Source organism: Phytoactinopolyspora halotolerans, from assembly GCF_010550675.1.
Lineage (GTDB): Bacteria > Actinomycetota > Actinomycetes > Jiangellales > Jiangellaceae > Phytoactinopolyspora > Phytoactinopolyspora halotolerans.
Genome location: NZ_JAAGOA010000030.1, coordinates 51,048 through 67,451, shown reverse-complemented (window position 1 = coordinate 67,451; position 16,404 = coordinate 51,048). Strand labels below are relative to the sequence as shown.

Here is a 16,404-nt window from a genome sequence, read left to right as displayed (position 1 = left end):
GCGCTGAGAACTCAAGCGGCGTCGTCGTAGTCATCTCTCCGCCACGCCAACAGGGCGAATGTCTGGATCGCGCCTGACTGGTGCAGCGTGTGAGGCCGCAGGTCCGGATCTGGCGGGCCACCGCCGGAGGCCTGGAAGTGGAACAGTCCCGTCTCGTCGTCCCTGTTCAGCTTCCAGATCTGTTCAGCGTACCGGGTCATGATGTCCCGGATGCCCCGAGCCCGATCGGCTAGCACCGACTCGAGGAGCAACAGGTTGGCGAACAGGATCGCGTTGAATATGGCCGGCTGGCTGTAGAGGCGGTCGCTCTCTGCCCAATACTCGATGGCGCCGTCGGCGTCCTGAACAGCCATGCGCAGGTAGGACTCGTCGCCCGTGGCGCGGTAGAGCAGCGTCGCCGCGCCGACCATCGATCCGGAGTTGTACGTCCACAGGGTCTCCTCGATCGTCCCGTCCAGGCGGATCCCGTTCGCGTACAGGCCGTCGCCGCGGCGCATGCAGTCGCGGACCCATGTGTAGGTCCGTCGTGCCCAGTCGAGATAGCGGCTTTCGCCGGTCTCCTCGTACAGGTGTGCCGCGAGCTCTGACGCCAGGCTGGTGACGTTGGTGCCTCCCTGGTAGGGGTTCCAATCGGCGTGGACCCAATGCATCCCGCCTGGGCATTCTCGCGTCGGGTCGGTGTCCCACGCCTGAGGGAGGAAATCGAAGACCCTGGCCGCCAGCGATAGCATGTCCTGCTGGCCGGACATCCGGTACCGGCGGATGAATTCCAGGCCGATGACGGCATTGTCGTCGTAAAAGGCGTCGCCACCCGTCCCGAGCGGCGGCGGCAGGTACGAGTCGTACGCGCCTTTCTGGGCGTCCCAATAGTGTTCGAGAGCCTGGAACCGCCGGACGACGTCCTCTGCGAAACGCGTGCCGGTCGCCGGCAGGCGGTCCACGTCGAGTGTGGCCGCGGTGGCTTCCCGGAGCGGCCACACGTACGAGTAGGGATTCTCCTCCGAGTGCACCGGATAGTTCTCCCGATAGAGGCCGCTGTCCGGCAGGTACAAATACCGCTGAAGCGCGTCGTAGCTCGCAAGCGCCCGTCGCCGCCACAGGCCGTTGCCCGTGGCAGCGCCGGCTCGCTGGTTGGTGAACGGAACAAGCGCGGCGATCCCGATGCCGCCGAGCGCGGTACCGAACGTGCGGCGGGACAGTCTGGAGTGGTTCATGGTCGATCTCCTTCGTCGATCATGTGGCACGTACGGTCGTCACCTGTGACCAGATCTCTCGCCGTCGAGGAGGACGGCAACTGCGCCGTGCGGGGGGAGGAACACATCGATACCGTCACCGGTCACCTCGAGGTCTTCGAGACGATCGCCGAGGTACGTGGCCGTCGCCGCGCCGGTGACCTCGATCCCTAGACGCAGCCTCACCGTGACCGGCTCCTCGGCATAGGACTGAAGCTTGACCAGGCAGGCCGCGTTCACGCCAGGAGCCGCCGGGATGTCCGTGGCCGCCGTGACCGAGACGAGCCGGACCCGGTCGTCGTCCAGCTGGAACAGCGACCGTTCGGCGTGGTCAAGCGCGCCGGTGTCGGCGTGCTCACCCGTGGCGAGCACGCCGATCACCGGGTTGGTGAGCTCGACCGCCGTCCGCATCGCGAGTGCGGTGGCGGACACCTGCTCGCCGGCCCGGCGCACCCCGATGGCATAACGGAAAGACGTCTCGAACCCTTGCTGAGACGGAAAGTTCGTGTCCCAGACGTTGTTGTGAACCCAGGAGTAGACGGTGGCCGGCTGGCGCGGCGACATACTGTCCGGGAACGGCGCGTACGGCAGCGGGACGACCTCCGGATGCACCAGCGGGGCGTCCCTGGTCACCCACGCGACGGCGATGTCGTCGTGTTCGAAGGACACCCAGTTGCGCACGGCCCGCATGTGTTGGGGCGCTCCCGGGACGTGCGGCAGGCCGGGGCCGGTCGTCCCGCCGGTGATCTCGTAGCGCACGGTCGGCTCGGGCACGGCGAACGGGAAGGCGAAGTAGGCGCTCTCCTTGGTCATCGTGGCCGGCTTGGAGAGCCGGTTCTCGATCTCCAGGTGGGCGGCGTCGCGGGGGAGGACGAGGGTGACCCTCGCCCAGCGGACGCCGTCGGCGGCGAACTCGTAGGTCAGCCGCTCTTCGGTGGGGGTGCTGGTCTGCTCCAGCAGGGCGCTGGGCCTGGCCAGCGTGCGGCTGCCGAGGAGCTCGAGCTCCTCGGAGACGGACGTCTTGTTCGACTGGTGGTTGTAGCCGCCCGCCGTGGTGTAGGTGTCATACACGTAGGCGTTCATGCCGACGACGGCCGCCTGGTCGACGATCTCCCGGCCGGTCGCCTTGTCCACGATCGACGCCACGCAGCTGTTCTGCAGGTCCACCCGGACCCGAAGGTGCTCGTTCTCCAGTACTAATGGATCTTCGGCGACGGGCTGGGTGCCCGGCTCTGGTCCTGCCGCATCGGGGTCAGGCGCCGACGCGTGGACGGTCAGTCTCGCTGCACCCACTGCCGGTACTGACGGGACGTGTACCCGGAAGAAGCGGCCCGCGTCACGGGTGCTGGGATTCGTCTGCGGAATCGTCTCGCAGGGCAGCGCGTCCCCGGTGCGAGAGTCCCGCACCGTGACCGGCACATGGAGCGGAATCTTGCTCTCCCGGACGAAGAGCGACACCGTACTGGAGCGAGCGAATCCGGCCGTGTTCACCGCGTAGTACGTGGCGTCGGCGTCGGGAGTCTCGCGAAGGTGCGCACCGAACCGTGCGGTTGCGTGGTCGAGGAAGACCTCGGCGTCGTCGTGTGCCGTGATCGCGCGGGTGTACTTCCAATGCCACTGCTGTTCACCCGAGCTGCGCCCGGTGTCGCCGTCGGTCCACGGGTCGGAGGCACCCCACGTGTGCTCGTTGAACAGCGAGATGGAGGAGTACACGCGGCTCGAGTGTTCGTGCTCGTCGTGCAGCCCCTGACCGGCGAGCATCCGGGACATACTGCTGACGGTCTGTGCGTCCGTGACCAGGGCCTGTGCCCGCCGGGTCATGGCCTGGGGCCGCGCGCCGCTGCCGACGCCCTCGACCCACCAGTCTCCCCAGTCCCCGGTGAAGGTGGGGATCCGGCTCCCGACGCGCTGCTCCGCCTGGCGGAAGAAGTCCGCGTTGGTGGACAGGCGCAGCTGGGGGAAGGCCCACGTCTCGTTCCACCGGCGGACGATGTCGGAGTGAATGAGACGAGGTGGTGCGTTGTCGCTGAAATGCCCCTGCACACGCAGATGAATCACGTCCCACGGGTACGGCTCGCGGTCGGTGACCGCCGGGCCGTGCCAGCCGAACATGCCCGGGGGAAACGGATAGGGGTTGGTGGCCAGCGACGTCAGGTACGCGGGCAGCAGGTCGTCGACCATGTCGTAGGAGGTCGAGAACCCCAGGACCGGCCCCTCCATGTAGGCCAGCCCGTGCGGGCTGTCGGTCATCCAGACGAGCACGCTGTTCCCGGCCAGTGAGCGCCACCTGAACAGGCGGGGCAGGTTGTGACCGCCGTTGAGGTGCGGTACCGATCGGCCGGCCCAGTTGTGCGCCACGGAGAGGTACCTGACATCCAGCTGGGCCAGCGCATCAGGGAGACCCGCGACGGTACCCGGGACGTCGGTCTGCATCGCCACCGGCATCTGGACGCCGTACCGGCGGCGCACGTGCCGGGCGAGGCGGAGGAGTTCGTGGAGCTCGTCGGTGGAACAGGTGTCGGTGTGCAGGTTGTATGGCATGGCGGTGAGCTCGATGTGCCCGTCCCGAACGCGCTCGAGGAACTCGTCCACGCGCTCGGCCGGGCGCGCCGCCATCCACTGCTCGAAGGACCACAGCGACTCGACCGCCCACCGGAACTGCGCCGGTTCGGGCCAGTCACGGGTGGCCCGGGTCAGATCGAGGCAGGAGTCGAGGAAGGAGACGTGCTCGCCCAGCACCGTCCCCTGCGGATCGGTGTAGCCGATATCGAGATGCGAGTGGTGCACGAGGTGGACCGACCATTCCCGGACAGGCAGCAGCTCGACGGTGATCCGCCGGTCGGCGGCCAGTCGCGGAAGCTCGACCGTGACCTGGGTGGGCGAGCTGACCGCGGGCACGAGCAGCCGGGTGGTGCCGCCCGGGCCGGGAAGCGTCTCGGCCTTCAGGGCCGTGCCGGACGACGACATCCGAACGACGACGTCGCCGATCCCACGGTTCCCGAGGCCGGTCTCGCCGTCCCCGTCGCCGAGGATCCGGACCGACTGGAGCATGGTGCCGTCGTCCGTGCGCCGGAGCAACGGCTCGGGGAGCAGCCGGATCCGGCGCCCGCCGAGGACCTCTTCGGCGGCGACGGCGAGACGGATGAGTCCGGAGCGGGCCTTGTCGGCGGACCAGGGATGGTCTTTGACCAGGGCGCGAGTTGTCATTCGAATACCAATCTCGTTGCGGGCGATGCGAGGTGGAGCGGGTGCTGGGTCCAGGGGAGAAGAGGGGAGAGCAGTGGCAGGGGGCTATGGGGTCAGTTTCAGGGCGTTGACGAAGAATCTCTGGAAGCCGAGGAACAGCGCGACCGTGGGCGCGGATGCGACCAGGCCGGCAGCGAGAATCACGGGCGGGCCGAGGCCGGCGTATTGGCCGTTCAACTCCGCCAGGGCCGCCATGAGCGGACGCACGTTCGGGCTGGTCGACAAGGTGATGCCGAAGAGCAGGTCGTTCCAGGTCGCGAGGAACTGGAATAGGAAGGCGGCGAGGAGTGCGCCACGAGCAAGCGGCAGGTGGATCCGCACGAACATCGCGATCCAGCTCGCTCCGTCGAGCTGAGCCGCCTCCATCATCTCCCGCGGTGCGGTGGTCATGTAGTTGCGGATGACGAAGAAGGCGAAGGGAACCGCGATCGCGGCGTAGATCAGCACCATGCCGTACTGGGTGTCGTAGAGGGATGTGTCCGCGTAGCCGTTGAACAGCGGGGACAGAAACACCTGCAGCGGGAGCAGGGTACCGGTGTAGATGGCCCAGAACCACACCGCCGGCCGCTTGACGGGCATGATGACGACGGCGAAGGACGCGAGCGCGGCGACGCCCACCGCGATCAGCGCCGCACCGGTCGAGTAGAGAAGGCTGTTCGACATCGCTTGCCCGATATCGGCCGTCTCGAAAGCGGTGGAGAGATTGTCGAAGAATCCCCAGGAACCGGGCCACCAGCTCGGCCCGGCGTAGTCGTCGGCCGCCGTGGAGGCGTTGACCACGACGAGGTAGGTCGGGATCAGCCACAGCAGCGCCGTTCCGATCAGGAGCACATCACGTACGCGTCGCGCCATTGTTCAAGCCCCTCTCAGTTCGTCCGCAGCTGACGCCGCAGGTAGGTCCAGGAGGCGAGCAGGACGATCACGGTAAGGATCACCGCGACCGCGGCGCCGTATCCGTACCGGCTCAGCGTGAAGGTCTGCCGGTACATCGTCAGGGCGAGCGTCTCGGATTCGGTGCCCGGCCCGCCGCGCGTGAGCAGCCAGACGATGTCGAACGTCTTGAGGCTGTTCACCAGCGAGATGCCGATGACGACGACGCTGATGGGTCTGAGCTGAGGCAGCACGATGCTGCGGAAGAGGCGGAATCCTCCGGCGCCGTCGACGCGACCGGCCTCGATCGTCTCCGCGGGAATCGCCTGCAGTCCGACCAGAAAGAGGATCATGCTCGCCCCGGTGGCCTGCCAGGTGGTGGCGATGATCATCACGATGGTGTTCATGGGCCACTCGAGCAGCCAGGAGCGCTCGAGCGTCGAGAGCCCCAGCGAGTCGAGCATGGCGTTGGTGGCGCCGTCCGTCTGAAGCATGAAGTTCCACAGCAGGGCGGTGACCGAACCGGAGAGCGCGTAGGGCAGGACGATGGCGAATCGGGCCATCGGTCCCCAGCGCACGCTGTTGGTGCCGACGGCGATGAGGAGCCCGAGCAGGACCGGCAGCAGGAGCGTGCCCGCCGTCCACATCCCGGTGTTCAGCACCGAGCGGAGGAATATGTCGTCGGTGAGAAGAGTGGTGTAGTTCTCCAGACCGACCCAGCTGCGGCTGAATCCGTTGTCGCGGAAGAAGCTCCGGTAAACGGTGAAGAGGAACGGCAGTATGAGCAGGATGCCGACCAGCGCGACGGCGGGAAACAGGAACAGCAGGAGGCTGCCGTGGGGCCGTTGAGAGTTTCCCGGCCGAGCGGGCCTGGTGCGCGGGGTGAGCGCCGAGTTTCGTTCGTCCAGAGCAGTCACATCGACCACCTGTCCCACTCGGCGTCGGCGCGGTTCTGCATACGTTGCAGGGTGGACTTCGCCATCGCCAGGGTCGGTTCCGTCATGAACGCGCTCAGCTCCTCCACATTGCCCTCCACGAGCACGGGCGGGGACGCTTCCCAGTAACGTGTGGCCAGGACGGGTGAAGCCTGCTCGATTTGTGCTGCCAGATCTTGCACGGGCTGAACCGGCGGGAGCGCGGATGGATTCGCCGACAGGTCACTCAGGAAGTCGACCCAGGCTTGCTGGACATCCGTGTCGAGCCACGCGCCGGCCACCTCCAGTGCCTCGGTCATCTTGTGTGCGTTGACGGTCACCGCAAGGGCGCCACTCTCGGTGACGACGGCGGGCGGCGCGGTCGCAGCCACGGCGGGCAGCAGGAACAGCCCGAACGTGTCCTCGTCCACGCCCGCCTGGGCGAAGGCGTTGGCGTTCCAGACGCCGTGAAGGTTCATTCCCACCGACCCCTCCGCGAAGCGGCCCGGCAGTTCGGTCACCTGAGAGTCCGGTGGTGAGAACAGCTTCTGCTCGTACATGTCGGCCCAGATCGCCATGGCCTCCTGGGCCGTGTCGTCGGTGTACGAGGCCGCTCCTTCGGTCAGGGCCGCGTAGAAGTCCGGATCGAGACCGATGAGTAGCTGCTGGAACCAGATCAGTGATTCCCAGCTGCTGGCGCCGGCACTGAGGATCGGTGTGACCCCGTCGTCGCGCAGTGCCTGTGCGTTGGCGATGAACTGGTCCCAATCCTGCGGCACCTCCAGCCCCAGCCGCTGGTAGGCGGGCCTGCTGTAGAAGACGGCGTAGTAGGACTGGTAGATCGGGACGGCGTACGGCTTGCCGTCGTAGCTGAAGCTCTCGCGAAGCGACGGGTCGACCCAGCCGTTGCGTTCCGCCTCATCCCACGCGGCCGTCAGGTCGGCGAAGATCTCGGCCCGTGCCACGTCTTGGAGCCGGTAGCCGTTCCACCACTTGACCAGGTCAGTTGTGGAATCGGTCTGGGCCGACATGCGGACGACTTGTTGATAGCTACTGACGTCGGGCACGGCCCGGATGGCGAAGCCGTGACCAGTCTTGGCGCGTAGTACCTCACCGGCGCTCTCAAAACCTGGCGCCCAGGTCGGGTTGTCGTTGTTGAGCGTCACGTCGTCGCCGGGTGCGGCTCTGGTGAGAGTCCCGCGAGCGCATGAGGGCAGGATCGCTGCCGCCCCCAGACCGCTTGCCCAGCGCAGGACTGTTCGCCGATCGATTGTTGGAGTGGACCGGGTCATTGCAGGGGACCGGGTCGTCGCGGACATGCGGACCTCCGTCGGGTCTCGTCATTGGCTCCTGGACTCCGCACACAAACTTGGCAGTGACGTTATCGCTACCTACGCCTTACCGACAAGACCTGTAAATCAACTAATTTTATAAAGTCCTCTGATCGGGGATTTCAGCACATGACATGTGCGAAGAGTGAGGTTAGGGTTACGGTAGCGATACCATCCTGACCGGATCAGACCGAGGAGCCGAACATGGCGAGTCCTCCTGCCCCTGTGTACGACGCGTGTGTGACGTACGCGCCGATTGACGGACACGTCGAGCGGGGCTGGGCCGCCGCAGCGGCTGCACTACCGGACGTCCCATGCGTTCTGGCGGTCGAGGGCCCGGTGATCCTGGCCTGGGATGAGCTGGTCCGTGGCCTGGGGGATGCCGTTCGCGGCGCCGGACGGACCATATCGTTCTCCCGGGCGGCCGACGCGTTGGCGCCGTGGAAGGAGGTCCTGGCCCGGACGTCGTCGATGGCGCTGAAGGCGGACCCGGACTTCGAGTCGATACCGTCCCTTCAGCTTTCGGACCTGTTCGACCGTCGGCCGGGCCCGTCGGATGCCACCGGTGTAGCCGACGTTCGCGTGGTGATCGGTCCGGGCGCCGCGTTCGCCGAGCATGATGTCCTCTGGTACGCAGACCTGCCGAAAAGGCACGCGGAGCGGGCGGTTGCCGAGGGCGTAGGAGTGAACCTCGGCCAGGGCGCCGATGACGGCCCTGCCACCACCCGGCGGTTGTTCTATGTCGACTGGCCGCTCCTGGACCGCCATCGTGACGCGGTGACGGATGGCATGGCCCGGTGGCTGGACATGCAGGAGCCGGCCGCCCCGGCTCAGCTGCATGGTGACACGCTGGCCGCGACGCTCAGGCAACTGGCACACCGTCCGTTCCGGACGCGGACCTGGTTCAACTCCACGCCGTGGGGCGGGCATTGGGCGCAACGGACGCTGGGCATGCACCGTGAAGCGCCCAACACCGCCCTGGGCTATGAGCTCATCGCGCCGGAGTCCGGGATCCTCATCGGCGACGGCCGGCTCGCCGCCGAAGTGCCGCTGCAGCTCTTGGTCTCCCGGCATCCCGTCGATGTTCTGGGCGCCCGTGTGCACCGCACCTTCGGGTCGAGCTTTCCCATCCGGTTCGACTACCTCGATACCCAGGGCGGCAGCGACCTCTCGGTGCATTGCCATCCGCAGCCCGACTACATGCGCCGGGTCTTCGGCTGGCCCTATACGCAACACGAGACCTATTACCTGATGTCGAGCTCGCCCGGTTCCCGGGTGTTCCTCGGCCTGCGGGAAGGCGTCGACGTGGGCGTGTTCGCCAAGCAGGCGCACCACGCCGAGGATCACGGTGCCGAGTTCGACATCGAGCAGTACGTGCAGACCTTCCCCGCCGATGAGCACCAGTTGTTTCTCATTCCCGCGGGAACGCCGCACGGCAGCGGGGCCGGTAACGTGGTGCTGGAGATCAGCGCGACCCCGTACCTGTACTCGCTGCGGTTCTACGACTGGCTGCGCACCGACGCGGCGGGCGCGCGGCGTCCCGTGCACGTCGACCATGCCTTCACCAACCTCGACCGGGAGCGCACCGGCGAGGCCGTCGTCCGCGACCTCGTGCAGCGTCCGCGTGAGCTGCGTCGTGGCACCGGCTGGCGGGACGAGCTGCTCGGTGCGCTGCCGCAGATGTTCTTCGAGGTCCGCCGGCTTGAGCTGGACAGTCCGACACCGGTGTGGACGAACACCGACGACGGCTTCCACGTCCTCAACGTGGTGCAGGGCGAGGGGGTGACGATCGAGCTGGACGCCGGCGCATCGCACCACCTCGCCTATGCTGAGACGCTCGTCGTGCCCGCGAGCGTGGGCAGTTATGCCGTCCGGCGGACTGGAACGACGATGACCCGCGTCGTACGATCCGTCATTCGGGAGGACTGATGGGTATCGAGACGACGGGCTCCGCTGCTCCGGCCGAGGTCGCCGTCGCGGGAGCTCTCGAACTGGGCGGAGGTCATGTCACCGGAGCGCTCATCGACACCGGCAGCCTGCGGATCGTGGACGGATCCCGTCAGCGCCGGCCGATCGATTCCGACACGAGTGGCGACAGCGTCATCGTGGCCCTGGCCGCGGTCGGCGCACGTATCGCCGCCCAGACCGTCGACATCGGGCCGAACGGTGTCGGCACGTGGGGACTGGCGGTTCCGGGTCCTTTCGACTATGACCGCGGCGTTGCCTGGTTCGACGGCGTGGGAAAGTTCGCGTCGCTGTACGGCGTCGACGTCCGCGCCACGCTGGCGGAGCGGTTGGGAGTGCCGGCCGATCGCGTACGATTCACCAACGATGCCGACGCCTTCCTGCTGGGCGCCCTGTCCGGCGGCTCGATCGCAGGCCATTCCCGGTGCATGGCCCTGACCCTGGGGACCGGCGTCGGCTGTTCGTTCGCCGTGGACGGTCGGCTCGTCCCCGAAGCGGAGAACGTCATCCCCGGAGGCCGCCCACACGTGTTGTTCTATGGCGGTCGTCCCTTGGAGGATGTCGTGTCCACCCGTGCCATCGTCGCGGCGTACCGGGCGGCCACGGGCCGGTCGGTCGATGGGGTCAAAGAGGTGGCGGAACGCGCCCGCCGCGACGAGTCCGCGGCTCGGAGCGCACTCGACGACGCCATGGTGAGCCTGGGGCGGACGATGCGGCCCTTCCTGGAGAGCTTCGGCGCGACGGCGGTCGTCGTCGGCGGCTCCATCTCCCGCTCCTGGGACGTCATCGAACCGTCCCTGCGCCGCGGTCTCGGGTATGAGGAAGCACCGCCGTTGCTGGTCTATGAGCCCGACACCGAGGGATGCGCGCTGGCCGGCGCGGTCGCCGGCGCGTTCGCCAGCGAGGAAGGAGGAGCGTGACCGCCACCGCACCGGGACCGTCCCGCCGCCCGACCCTCAGTGACGTCGCCCGGCGGGCGGGCGTGAGCCCGATGTCGGTGTCCCGCTCGCTGCGCGGCGACACCGGGGTATCCGCCGCGACCCGAGCCAGAGTGCTCGAGGCGGTGGATGAGCTCGGATACCGGCCCAATGACTCCGCCCGCAGCCTCAAGCTCGGTCGCGGCTCCGATCTGATCGGCGTCGTGGTCACACACTTCTCGAACCCCTTCTACTCCCGTCTCGCGCTCGGCGTGGAGGAGGTCATCGAGAAGCGTGGCAAGCGGGTCATCCTGGGAAACACCGAAGAGGACCCGGACCGCGAGCGAGAGCTCGTACAGAACCTGCTTGAACGGCGCGTCGACGGCATTGTCGTGGTGCCCTCGAGTTACGACCACAGCCACATGAACGAGCCGGCGATGCGCGGCACACCGGTGGTGCTGGCCGGCCGGCCGCCCGTCGGCCTCGATGCGGACTGCGTCCTGGTGGACGACTTCGGGGGCGCCCACGAGGTGACGCGTCGTCTGCTGGCGGAGGGGCACAGACGGATCGCCTTCATCGGCACCCCGCCGGCCGCATACACCGGAGCCGAGCGGTACCGCGGCTACTGCGCCGCACTCGACGAGCAGGGCGTCCGGGTCACAAGTCGCTACGTCGATCGCTCCGGTACCGACACCGTCACGGCCGAGGCGGCCGCGGCGCGCATGCTGCGACTGTCGACGCCACCGACGGCGATCTTCGCCGCGAACAACCGCTTGGCCCTCGGCGTCCTGCGCGCCATCGGCTCCCGTGACCAGATAGGTTTCGCGGCCTTCGATGACCTCGAATACGCCAGCCTGCTGGACCGGAGCATGACGTACGTCAGTTTCGACGCCGAGCAGATGGGCCGCGGCGCCGGCGAGCTTCTCCTGCGGCGTCTGGATGAGCGGTCGGCCGGCGGAGAGGAACGGGCAGAGCGTCCCGCATCCAGGGTGGTCGTGCACGTCGATGTCGTCACCCAGCATGCACGAAGCCGGGAGCCCCGGCAGGATTAGGTGGCTGTGGCGGTGGTCGTGGCCGCGGAGGGGTCCAGTTCGGGCGGGAGCGGCCGGGTGTGGACGATGGTGAGTGAGGAGACGGCGCGGGTCAGGGCGACGTAGAGGTGTCGTAACCCGATGCTTGGCCGTTCCATGCCGTCGCTGGTCGCCTCGGCGATGTCGGTGGGCTCGACGAGCACGACGTGGTCGAATTCCAGACCCTTGGCGATAGCGGATGGGACGAGGTCAACGCGGTCACTGGTGGGCATGATCGCGCGGACGGCCTCGATCACGTGGTCGGTGGCAATGACTCCGACGTGACCTTCGTCGGCCAATGCGCGCTGAACGGCGTCGGCCGTCGCCGTGGGGATGTCCTCGGCGTGGATCAGTTCGAGTGCGCCGTCGGACCTGATGGAGCGCGCCGGCGAGACAGTCACGCCGAGATGTGGCAGGACTTGATTGGCGAGGTCGATGATCGCCGCGGGAACGCGGTACCCCGTGGCCAGTTCCGTGTGTTCGGCGTCGTCGTGAGCGAGGTGTCTCATCTGTGTGGGCCAGTCGGGTGCGGCCCAGGGGGTCGTCCCTTGTGCGAGGTCGCCGAGGACGGTGAGCGACCCGTTCGCGGTGCGCCGTGCGATCGCGCGGCACTGCATCGGCGAGAGGTCCTGCGCCTCGTCGACCACGATGTGGCCGTACGTTCGCTCCGGCGCAAGCGGGCGTAGCTGGGCCTCGATCTCGTCCAGCAGGAGGACGTCGGCTGCGGTGGGTTTGGATGCCCGGTTGGTGGTGTGGAGCAGATCGGCCTCGTCGGCCTTGAGTAACCCGGCGCAGACGTCGGATCGGAACGTCTCGTTGGTGGTGAGCCTGCGCAGCACCCTTTTGGCGGTCAGGCGTGGCCACACGGTGTCGAGGAACTGCTTGACGTTGGGGTGTCGCTTCATCGCGGCCTTCCAGCGGCCGTCAGCGGTGCGCCGGGTGCGGGACTCGTACTGGCTCATGAGGCCGTGCAGGATGGTCTGCTCGAGGGACTTGCGTCCGGCTTCCCAGGTGCGGGCGGAGGTGCGCGCCCGGTCGATGGCGTCGGTGAGGTAGTCGAAGCCGAGTGCCAGCCGGTTGCCTTCATAGGGGGCGACAAGGGGTTCCTCGGCGCGGCCGAGGTGCTGCCAGACCGCGCGCTGGCACACCTCGGCCATCCGTGCGTCGTGTTTGAGGAGCGCGACGTCGTCGGCATCCTGCCCTGGTGCGTCGGCAGCACCGGTGAGCCGGTCGACGGTCACCTGCCATACGGACCGCTCGCCGAGCGCAGGCAGAACCTGGGCGATGTAACTGAGGAAGTTCTCGTTCGGCCCGACCACGAGCATGCCGCTGCGTTCCAGCCTGTCCGTGTAGGTGTAGAGCAGCCAAGCCGCGCGGTGCAACCCGACGGCCGTCTTACCGGTTCCTGGTGCTCCCTGCACGCACAGGGTGGTGTCGAGGTCTCGCCGGATGAGCTCGTCCTGCTCGGGCTGGATCGTGGCGACGATGTCGCGCATCGGCCCGGTGCGTGGCCGCTCGATCTCCGTGGCGAGCAGATCGGACCCGCCTTCATGGCCGAGGGAGAGATCCTCGTCCTCGAATCCGGTCAGGACGGAGCCGCGGAAACCGAAGCGTCGGCGGCGGGTCACTTCCAGCGGCGTGTGCACCGACGCCCGGTAGAAGCGCTCGGCCACCGGGGCGCGCCAGTCCACCACCAGCGGTTGGGAGCCGTCGTTCTCGTCTGCGACGTGCAGCCGACCCACGTGGTAATCGGCGCCCGAATCGAACCACAGCCGCCCGAAGAACATCGGCACATCACGCTCCGCGAGCTCGGCCAAGCGACCGTCACGACGCTTGGCCATAGCTTGAGCCAGGTTGTGATCCGGGCCGGCATCATCGGCGAAGCGGTTTCGTTTGCTCTCGATGAAGTCGGCTTCGAACTTCTCCATGCGATCGACGGTCGATTGGCGCATGGCCGCCATGACCTCGCGCACGCGGTGGTGATGGTCGATCTCGGCCTGCAGGTCGAGCTCAGACACGGACAGAAGCCTCCTGGTGCAGTCGATTGATTCGGTGGCGTCGGTTGTCCCGAGTGACACGCACCTATGAGATGGGCGCTCGCCGAAGTGCCGACTCTACCGTGGCGTAAGGGTGACGGTCCGGTAAGGTGAGCGATCTCTCACTCCCGCTCATCGTGTGTATCCCTGGGCTGAGAGGCGGCCGTGATGTGGCCCGGCGGCAGGGCGTGCCCACGGAGGGTGTAGGTCTCGACCGCTTCTCGGTCGCAGACTGCGCATACCGGGACGTCTTGGCGGCCGACGATGGACTGGACGGTGGCCCGGCCCCCGGCCAGCACAGCACGCGGGACGGTGGAGATGTCGGTACCTGAGCAGGTAGCGCATCGCTGTGTCTCGTCGCGGGGCCACTCGGCTGCGCATCGTTCGCATCTGAGCATGATGCGGTCGTCGTCGACGCGTGTGCCGTATACGTCGTCGTCGGTGCCACATGTGGGGCAGTCGAAGGATCGTGTCATGATCAGGTCTCGCCTTCGCCGCCGGCGACCAGCGGTTCGAGGAGGAGGTCGGGGTGTCGTCGCTGTACGGAGGACAGTCGCCACTTGTCGCTGAACAGGGCGAGCAGCGCACCGTCTCCGCGTTCGAGCACTTCGACGTCGTGTTCGGCGTCGAGCGTGTCGCGGTCCTCGGATCGGGTGCGGCGTGCCAGGGAGTAGGGCAGGCGTTCCAGCCGTACGGCTGAGCCGAACTCGTGCTCGAGCCGGTGGGCGGCGACGTCGAACTGCAGTGGGCCGACCGCGGCCAGCACGGGGGCGGCGTCGCCGCGTAGGTCCGAGCGCAGGATCTGGACGACGCCTTCGTGCTCGAGCTGCTCGATACCTCGCCGGAACTGTTTGGACCGTCCCGTGTCAACGGCGCGGCAGACGGCGAAGTGTTCCGGCGCGAACGACGGCATGCCGGCGAACTCGACCGGTGCCTGCTTGTCGTGCAGGGTGTCCCCGGGCCGCAGCGCCGAGGCGTTGACCAGGCCCACGATGTCGCCCGGGTAGGCGAGGTCGAGGGTGTCGCGTTCCCGCCCGAAGATGGCTTGGGCGTATTTGGTGGCGAACGGGCGCCCGGTGGCGGCGTGGGTGACCACGGAGCCCCGCTCGAACCGCCCGGAGCAGACACGCATGAACGCGACCCGGTCCCGGTGTGCTTTGTCCATGCCGGCCTGGACCTTGAACACCAGCGCCGAGAAGGGCGCCTCCACGGGCCTCGGTGTGCCTGTCTTGTCGGGCCGAGCGGCCGGGGCAGGCGCCAGCTCGGCGAGGACGTTGAGCAGGTGGCTGACGCCGATGTTGGCTACCGCGGCGCCGAAGAGTAACGGTGTGGTCTTGCCTGCCAGGAACGAAGCGTCGTCGTGCTCGTCGAGTAGGGCAGCTTCCTCCATTGCCGTGTCCCAGTCGGCGCCGTATCCGCGGGCTTCATCGGGGGTGAGCCGGCGTTCAGCGGCGATGCGCGCTCCGCCCGGAGCGCGTTCGAAGGTCACCATGTCTCCGCTGCGGCGGTCGAGCAGTCCTCGGAAGTGCCCCGCTTCGCCCACCGGCCATGTCAGCGGGGTGGGCTGCAGCCCGATCCGGTTTTCGAGCTGGTCGCAGAGTTCCAGCGCGGTCAGGCCGGGCCGGTCCCATTTGTTGATGAAGGTGATCACCGGTATACCGCGATAACGGCACACGTCGAACAGTTTGAGCGTCTGCGGTTCGAGCCCCTTCGCGGCGTCGAGCAGCATGACCGCGCAGTCGACGGCGGCGAGCACACGGTAGGTGTCCTCGGAGAAGTCGGCGTGGCCGGGCGTGTCGAGCAGGTTGACCACGTAGTCGTAGTAGGCGAACTGCAGGGCGGCGGAGGTGATGGAGATCCCGCGGGTTTGTTCCATCTCCATCCAGTCGGACACCACACTCTTGCGTCCAGCCTTGCCGTGCACGGCGCCTGCTTCGGCGATGACCCGCGCGTGCAGGGCAAGGGCCTCGGTCAGCGTGGACTTTCCGGCGTCGGGGTGGCTGATGACGGCAAAGGTGCGTCGCCGCTTGGCTTCGGCCAGCAGCTGGCCGCCTGTGCTGCCGCTCATGACCGTTTGCCTGCGAGCCGTCGCTGACGGGAGATCTCACGCCGCAGGTCCGCGGAGAACGCATCGGCGGTTTCCAGTTGGACGCGCAGCGCGTCACAGCGTTCCTGTGTGATGGCTCGGTAGATCTTGAGCCGGTCGATGGCGTTCTGACGGTCCTCGGGGGATGTGTCGCTGTCGTTGAGCTGATCGATCAGTCTGAGGAGTTCGGCCATCTCTTCCAGCGAGAACTCGAGTGTCTTCATCCGTTTGATCAGGTTGAGGCGTGCCACGTCGGGTTCGGTGTAGAGGCGGAAGCCTCCTGGGGTGCGGGCGGACGGGGGCACGAGTCCGACCTGTTCGTAGTACCGGATGGTGCGCAGGGACAGCCCGACCCGTTCGGCGACCTCACCGATCTGCATGTGCTGGAGCGACACGACCACGCCTTCCGACGATCTTTGGTGAAGTTTCCAATTCTAACGCACGGGAGATATACGATGTCCGATTCAGCTGCACTGCTCAAATGAACACGGTCGATGTGCGAGTTATCTATGACGCCAGGGTAGAGTCCATGTTGTGAATGTCACGCGGGTGGAGATTGCCGACGCCGTTGGCGATGCCTTTGACACGTGCCCGGCGAACAAGGATGACCTGCTCGCGTGGGCGACCGCCAACCGCGCCCGTGTGGAGGTCATCCACGCACTTCAACAGTTGCCCGAGGCCACGTACCACGCGGTGCGTGAGCTGTGGCCGCACCTGTCCGACCTCGCCCGTTGACG

Annotated in this window: 13 protein-coding genes; 4 read left to right on the top strand and 9 right to left on the bottom strand. The window is 67.4% G+C overall.

The annotated features are described in order from the left end of the window. Window positions 1-11 precede the first annotated feature (11 nt). The 5 genes from G1H10_RS28945 to G1H10_RS28925 form a co-directional block, all read right to left on the bottom strand. The gene (locus tag G1H10_RS28945) at window positions 12-1,214 is read right to left on the bottom strand and encodes a glycoside hydrolase family 76 protein (RefSeq protein ID WP_163744535.1); all 1,203 of its coding nucleotides are present in this window, start codon (window positions 1,212-1,214) and stop codon (window positions 12-14) included. 39 nt (window positions 1,215-1,253) lie between these two features. Beyond that, complete coding sequence (locus G1H10_RS28940; protein ID WP_163744533.1) at window positions 1,254-4,439, bottom strand: glycoside hydrolase family 38 N-terminal domain-containing protein; 3,186 nt, start codon at window positions 4,437-4,439, stop codon at window positions 1,254-1,256. A gap of 84 nt (window positions 4,440-4,523) precedes the next feature. Continuing rightward, window positions 4,524-5,330: a carbohydrate ABC transporter permease gene (locus G1H10_RS28935; protein ID WP_163744531.1), complete on the bottom strand. Its 807-nt coding sequence runs from the start codon at window positions 5,328-5,330 to the stop codon at window positions 4,524-4,526. A 14-nt stretch (window positions 5,331-5,344) separates the two neighbouring features. Continuing rightward, window positions 5,345-6,265, bottom strand: a complete 921-nt coding sequence (locus G1H10_RS28930; protein ID WP_216853771.1) for a carbohydrate ABC transporter permease — start codon at window positions 6,263-6,265, stop codon at window positions 5,345-5,347. Next, window positions 6,262-7,581 (bottom strand): ABC transporter substrate-binding protein, encoded by a 1,320-nt coding sequence (locus tag G1H10_RS28925; protein WP_163744527.1) that lies wholly within the window; start codon window positions 7,579-7,581, stop codon window positions 6,262-6,264. Before G1H10_RS28925 ends, G1H10_RS28930 begins: the two co-directional genes overlap by 4 nt. A gap of 216 nt (window positions 7,582-7,797) precedes the next feature. Here G1H10_RS28925 and G1H10_RS28920 point away from each other — a divergent pair, with 216 nt between their 5' ends. From G1H10_RS28920 to G1H10_RS28910, 3 genes are read left to right on the top strand one after another with little or no spacing between them, the layout of a single operon-like run. Then, window positions 7,798-9,522: a class I mannose-6-phosphate isomerase gene (locus G1H10_RS28920; protein WP_174264760.1), complete on the top strand. Its 1,725-nt coding sequence runs from the start codon at window positions 7,798-7,800 to the stop codon at window positions 9,520-9,522. After that, window positions 9,522-10,478: an ROK family protein gene (locus G1H10_RS28915; RefSeq protein WP_163744525.1), complete on the top strand. Its 957-nt coding sequence runs from the start codon at window positions 9,522-9,524 to the stop codon at window positions 10,476-10,478. The genes G1H10_RS28920 and G1H10_RS28915 overlap by 1 nt, the downstream gene beginning before the upstream one ends. Further along, window positions 10,475-11,527: a LacI family DNA-binding transcriptional regulator gene (locus G1H10_RS28910; protein WP_163744524.1), complete on the top strand. Its 1,053-nt coding sequence runs from the start codon at window positions 10,475-10,477 to the stop codon at window positions 11,525-11,527. The genes G1H10_RS28915 and G1H10_RS28910 overlap by 4 nt, the downstream gene beginning before the upstream one ends. Here G1H10_RS28910 and G1H10_RS28905 read toward each other — a convergent pair. From G1H10_RS28905 to G1H10_RS28890, 4 genes are all read right to left on the bottom strand, one after another. Then, complete coding sequence (locus tag G1H10_RS28905) at window positions 11,524-13,563, bottom strand: HelD family protein (RefSeq protein ID WP_163744522.1); 2,040 nt, start codon at window positions 13,561-13,563, stop codon at window positions 11,524-11,526. The two genes, G1H10_RS28910 and G1H10_RS28905, sit on opposite strands and share 4 nt — an antisense overlap. Window positions 13,564-13,703: 140 nt before the next feature. Then, window positions 13,704-14,057 (bottom strand): hypothetical protein, encoded by a 354-nt coding sequence (locus G1H10_RS28900; protein WP_163744520.1) that lies wholly within the window; start codon window positions 14,055-14,057, stop codon window positions 13,704-13,706. Between the two features lie 2 nt (window positions 14,058-14,059). After that, window positions 14,060-15,649, bottom strand: a complete 1,590-nt coding sequence (locus G1H10_RS28895) for a peptide chain release factor 3 (protein WP_163744518.1) — start codon at window positions 15,647-15,649, stop codon at window positions 14,060-14,062. Next, complete coding sequence (locus G1H10_RS28890; protein WP_163744573.1) at window positions 15,646-16,047, bottom strand: MerR family transcriptional regulator; 402 nt, start codon at window positions 16,045-16,047, stop codon at window positions 15,646-15,648. Before G1H10_RS28890 ends, G1H10_RS28895 begins: the two co-directional genes overlap by 4 nt. A 154-nt stretch (window positions 16,048-16,201) precedes the next feature. Between G1H10_RS28890 and G1H10_RS33535 the strand changes: the two genes are divergently transcribed. Next, complete coding sequence (locus tag G1H10_RS33535; protein WP_163744517.1) at window positions 16,202-16,402, top strand: DUF2795 domain-containing protein; 201 nt, start codon at window positions 16,202-16,204, stop codon at window positions 16,400-16,402. Window positions 16,403-16,404 lie beyond the last annotated feature (2 nt).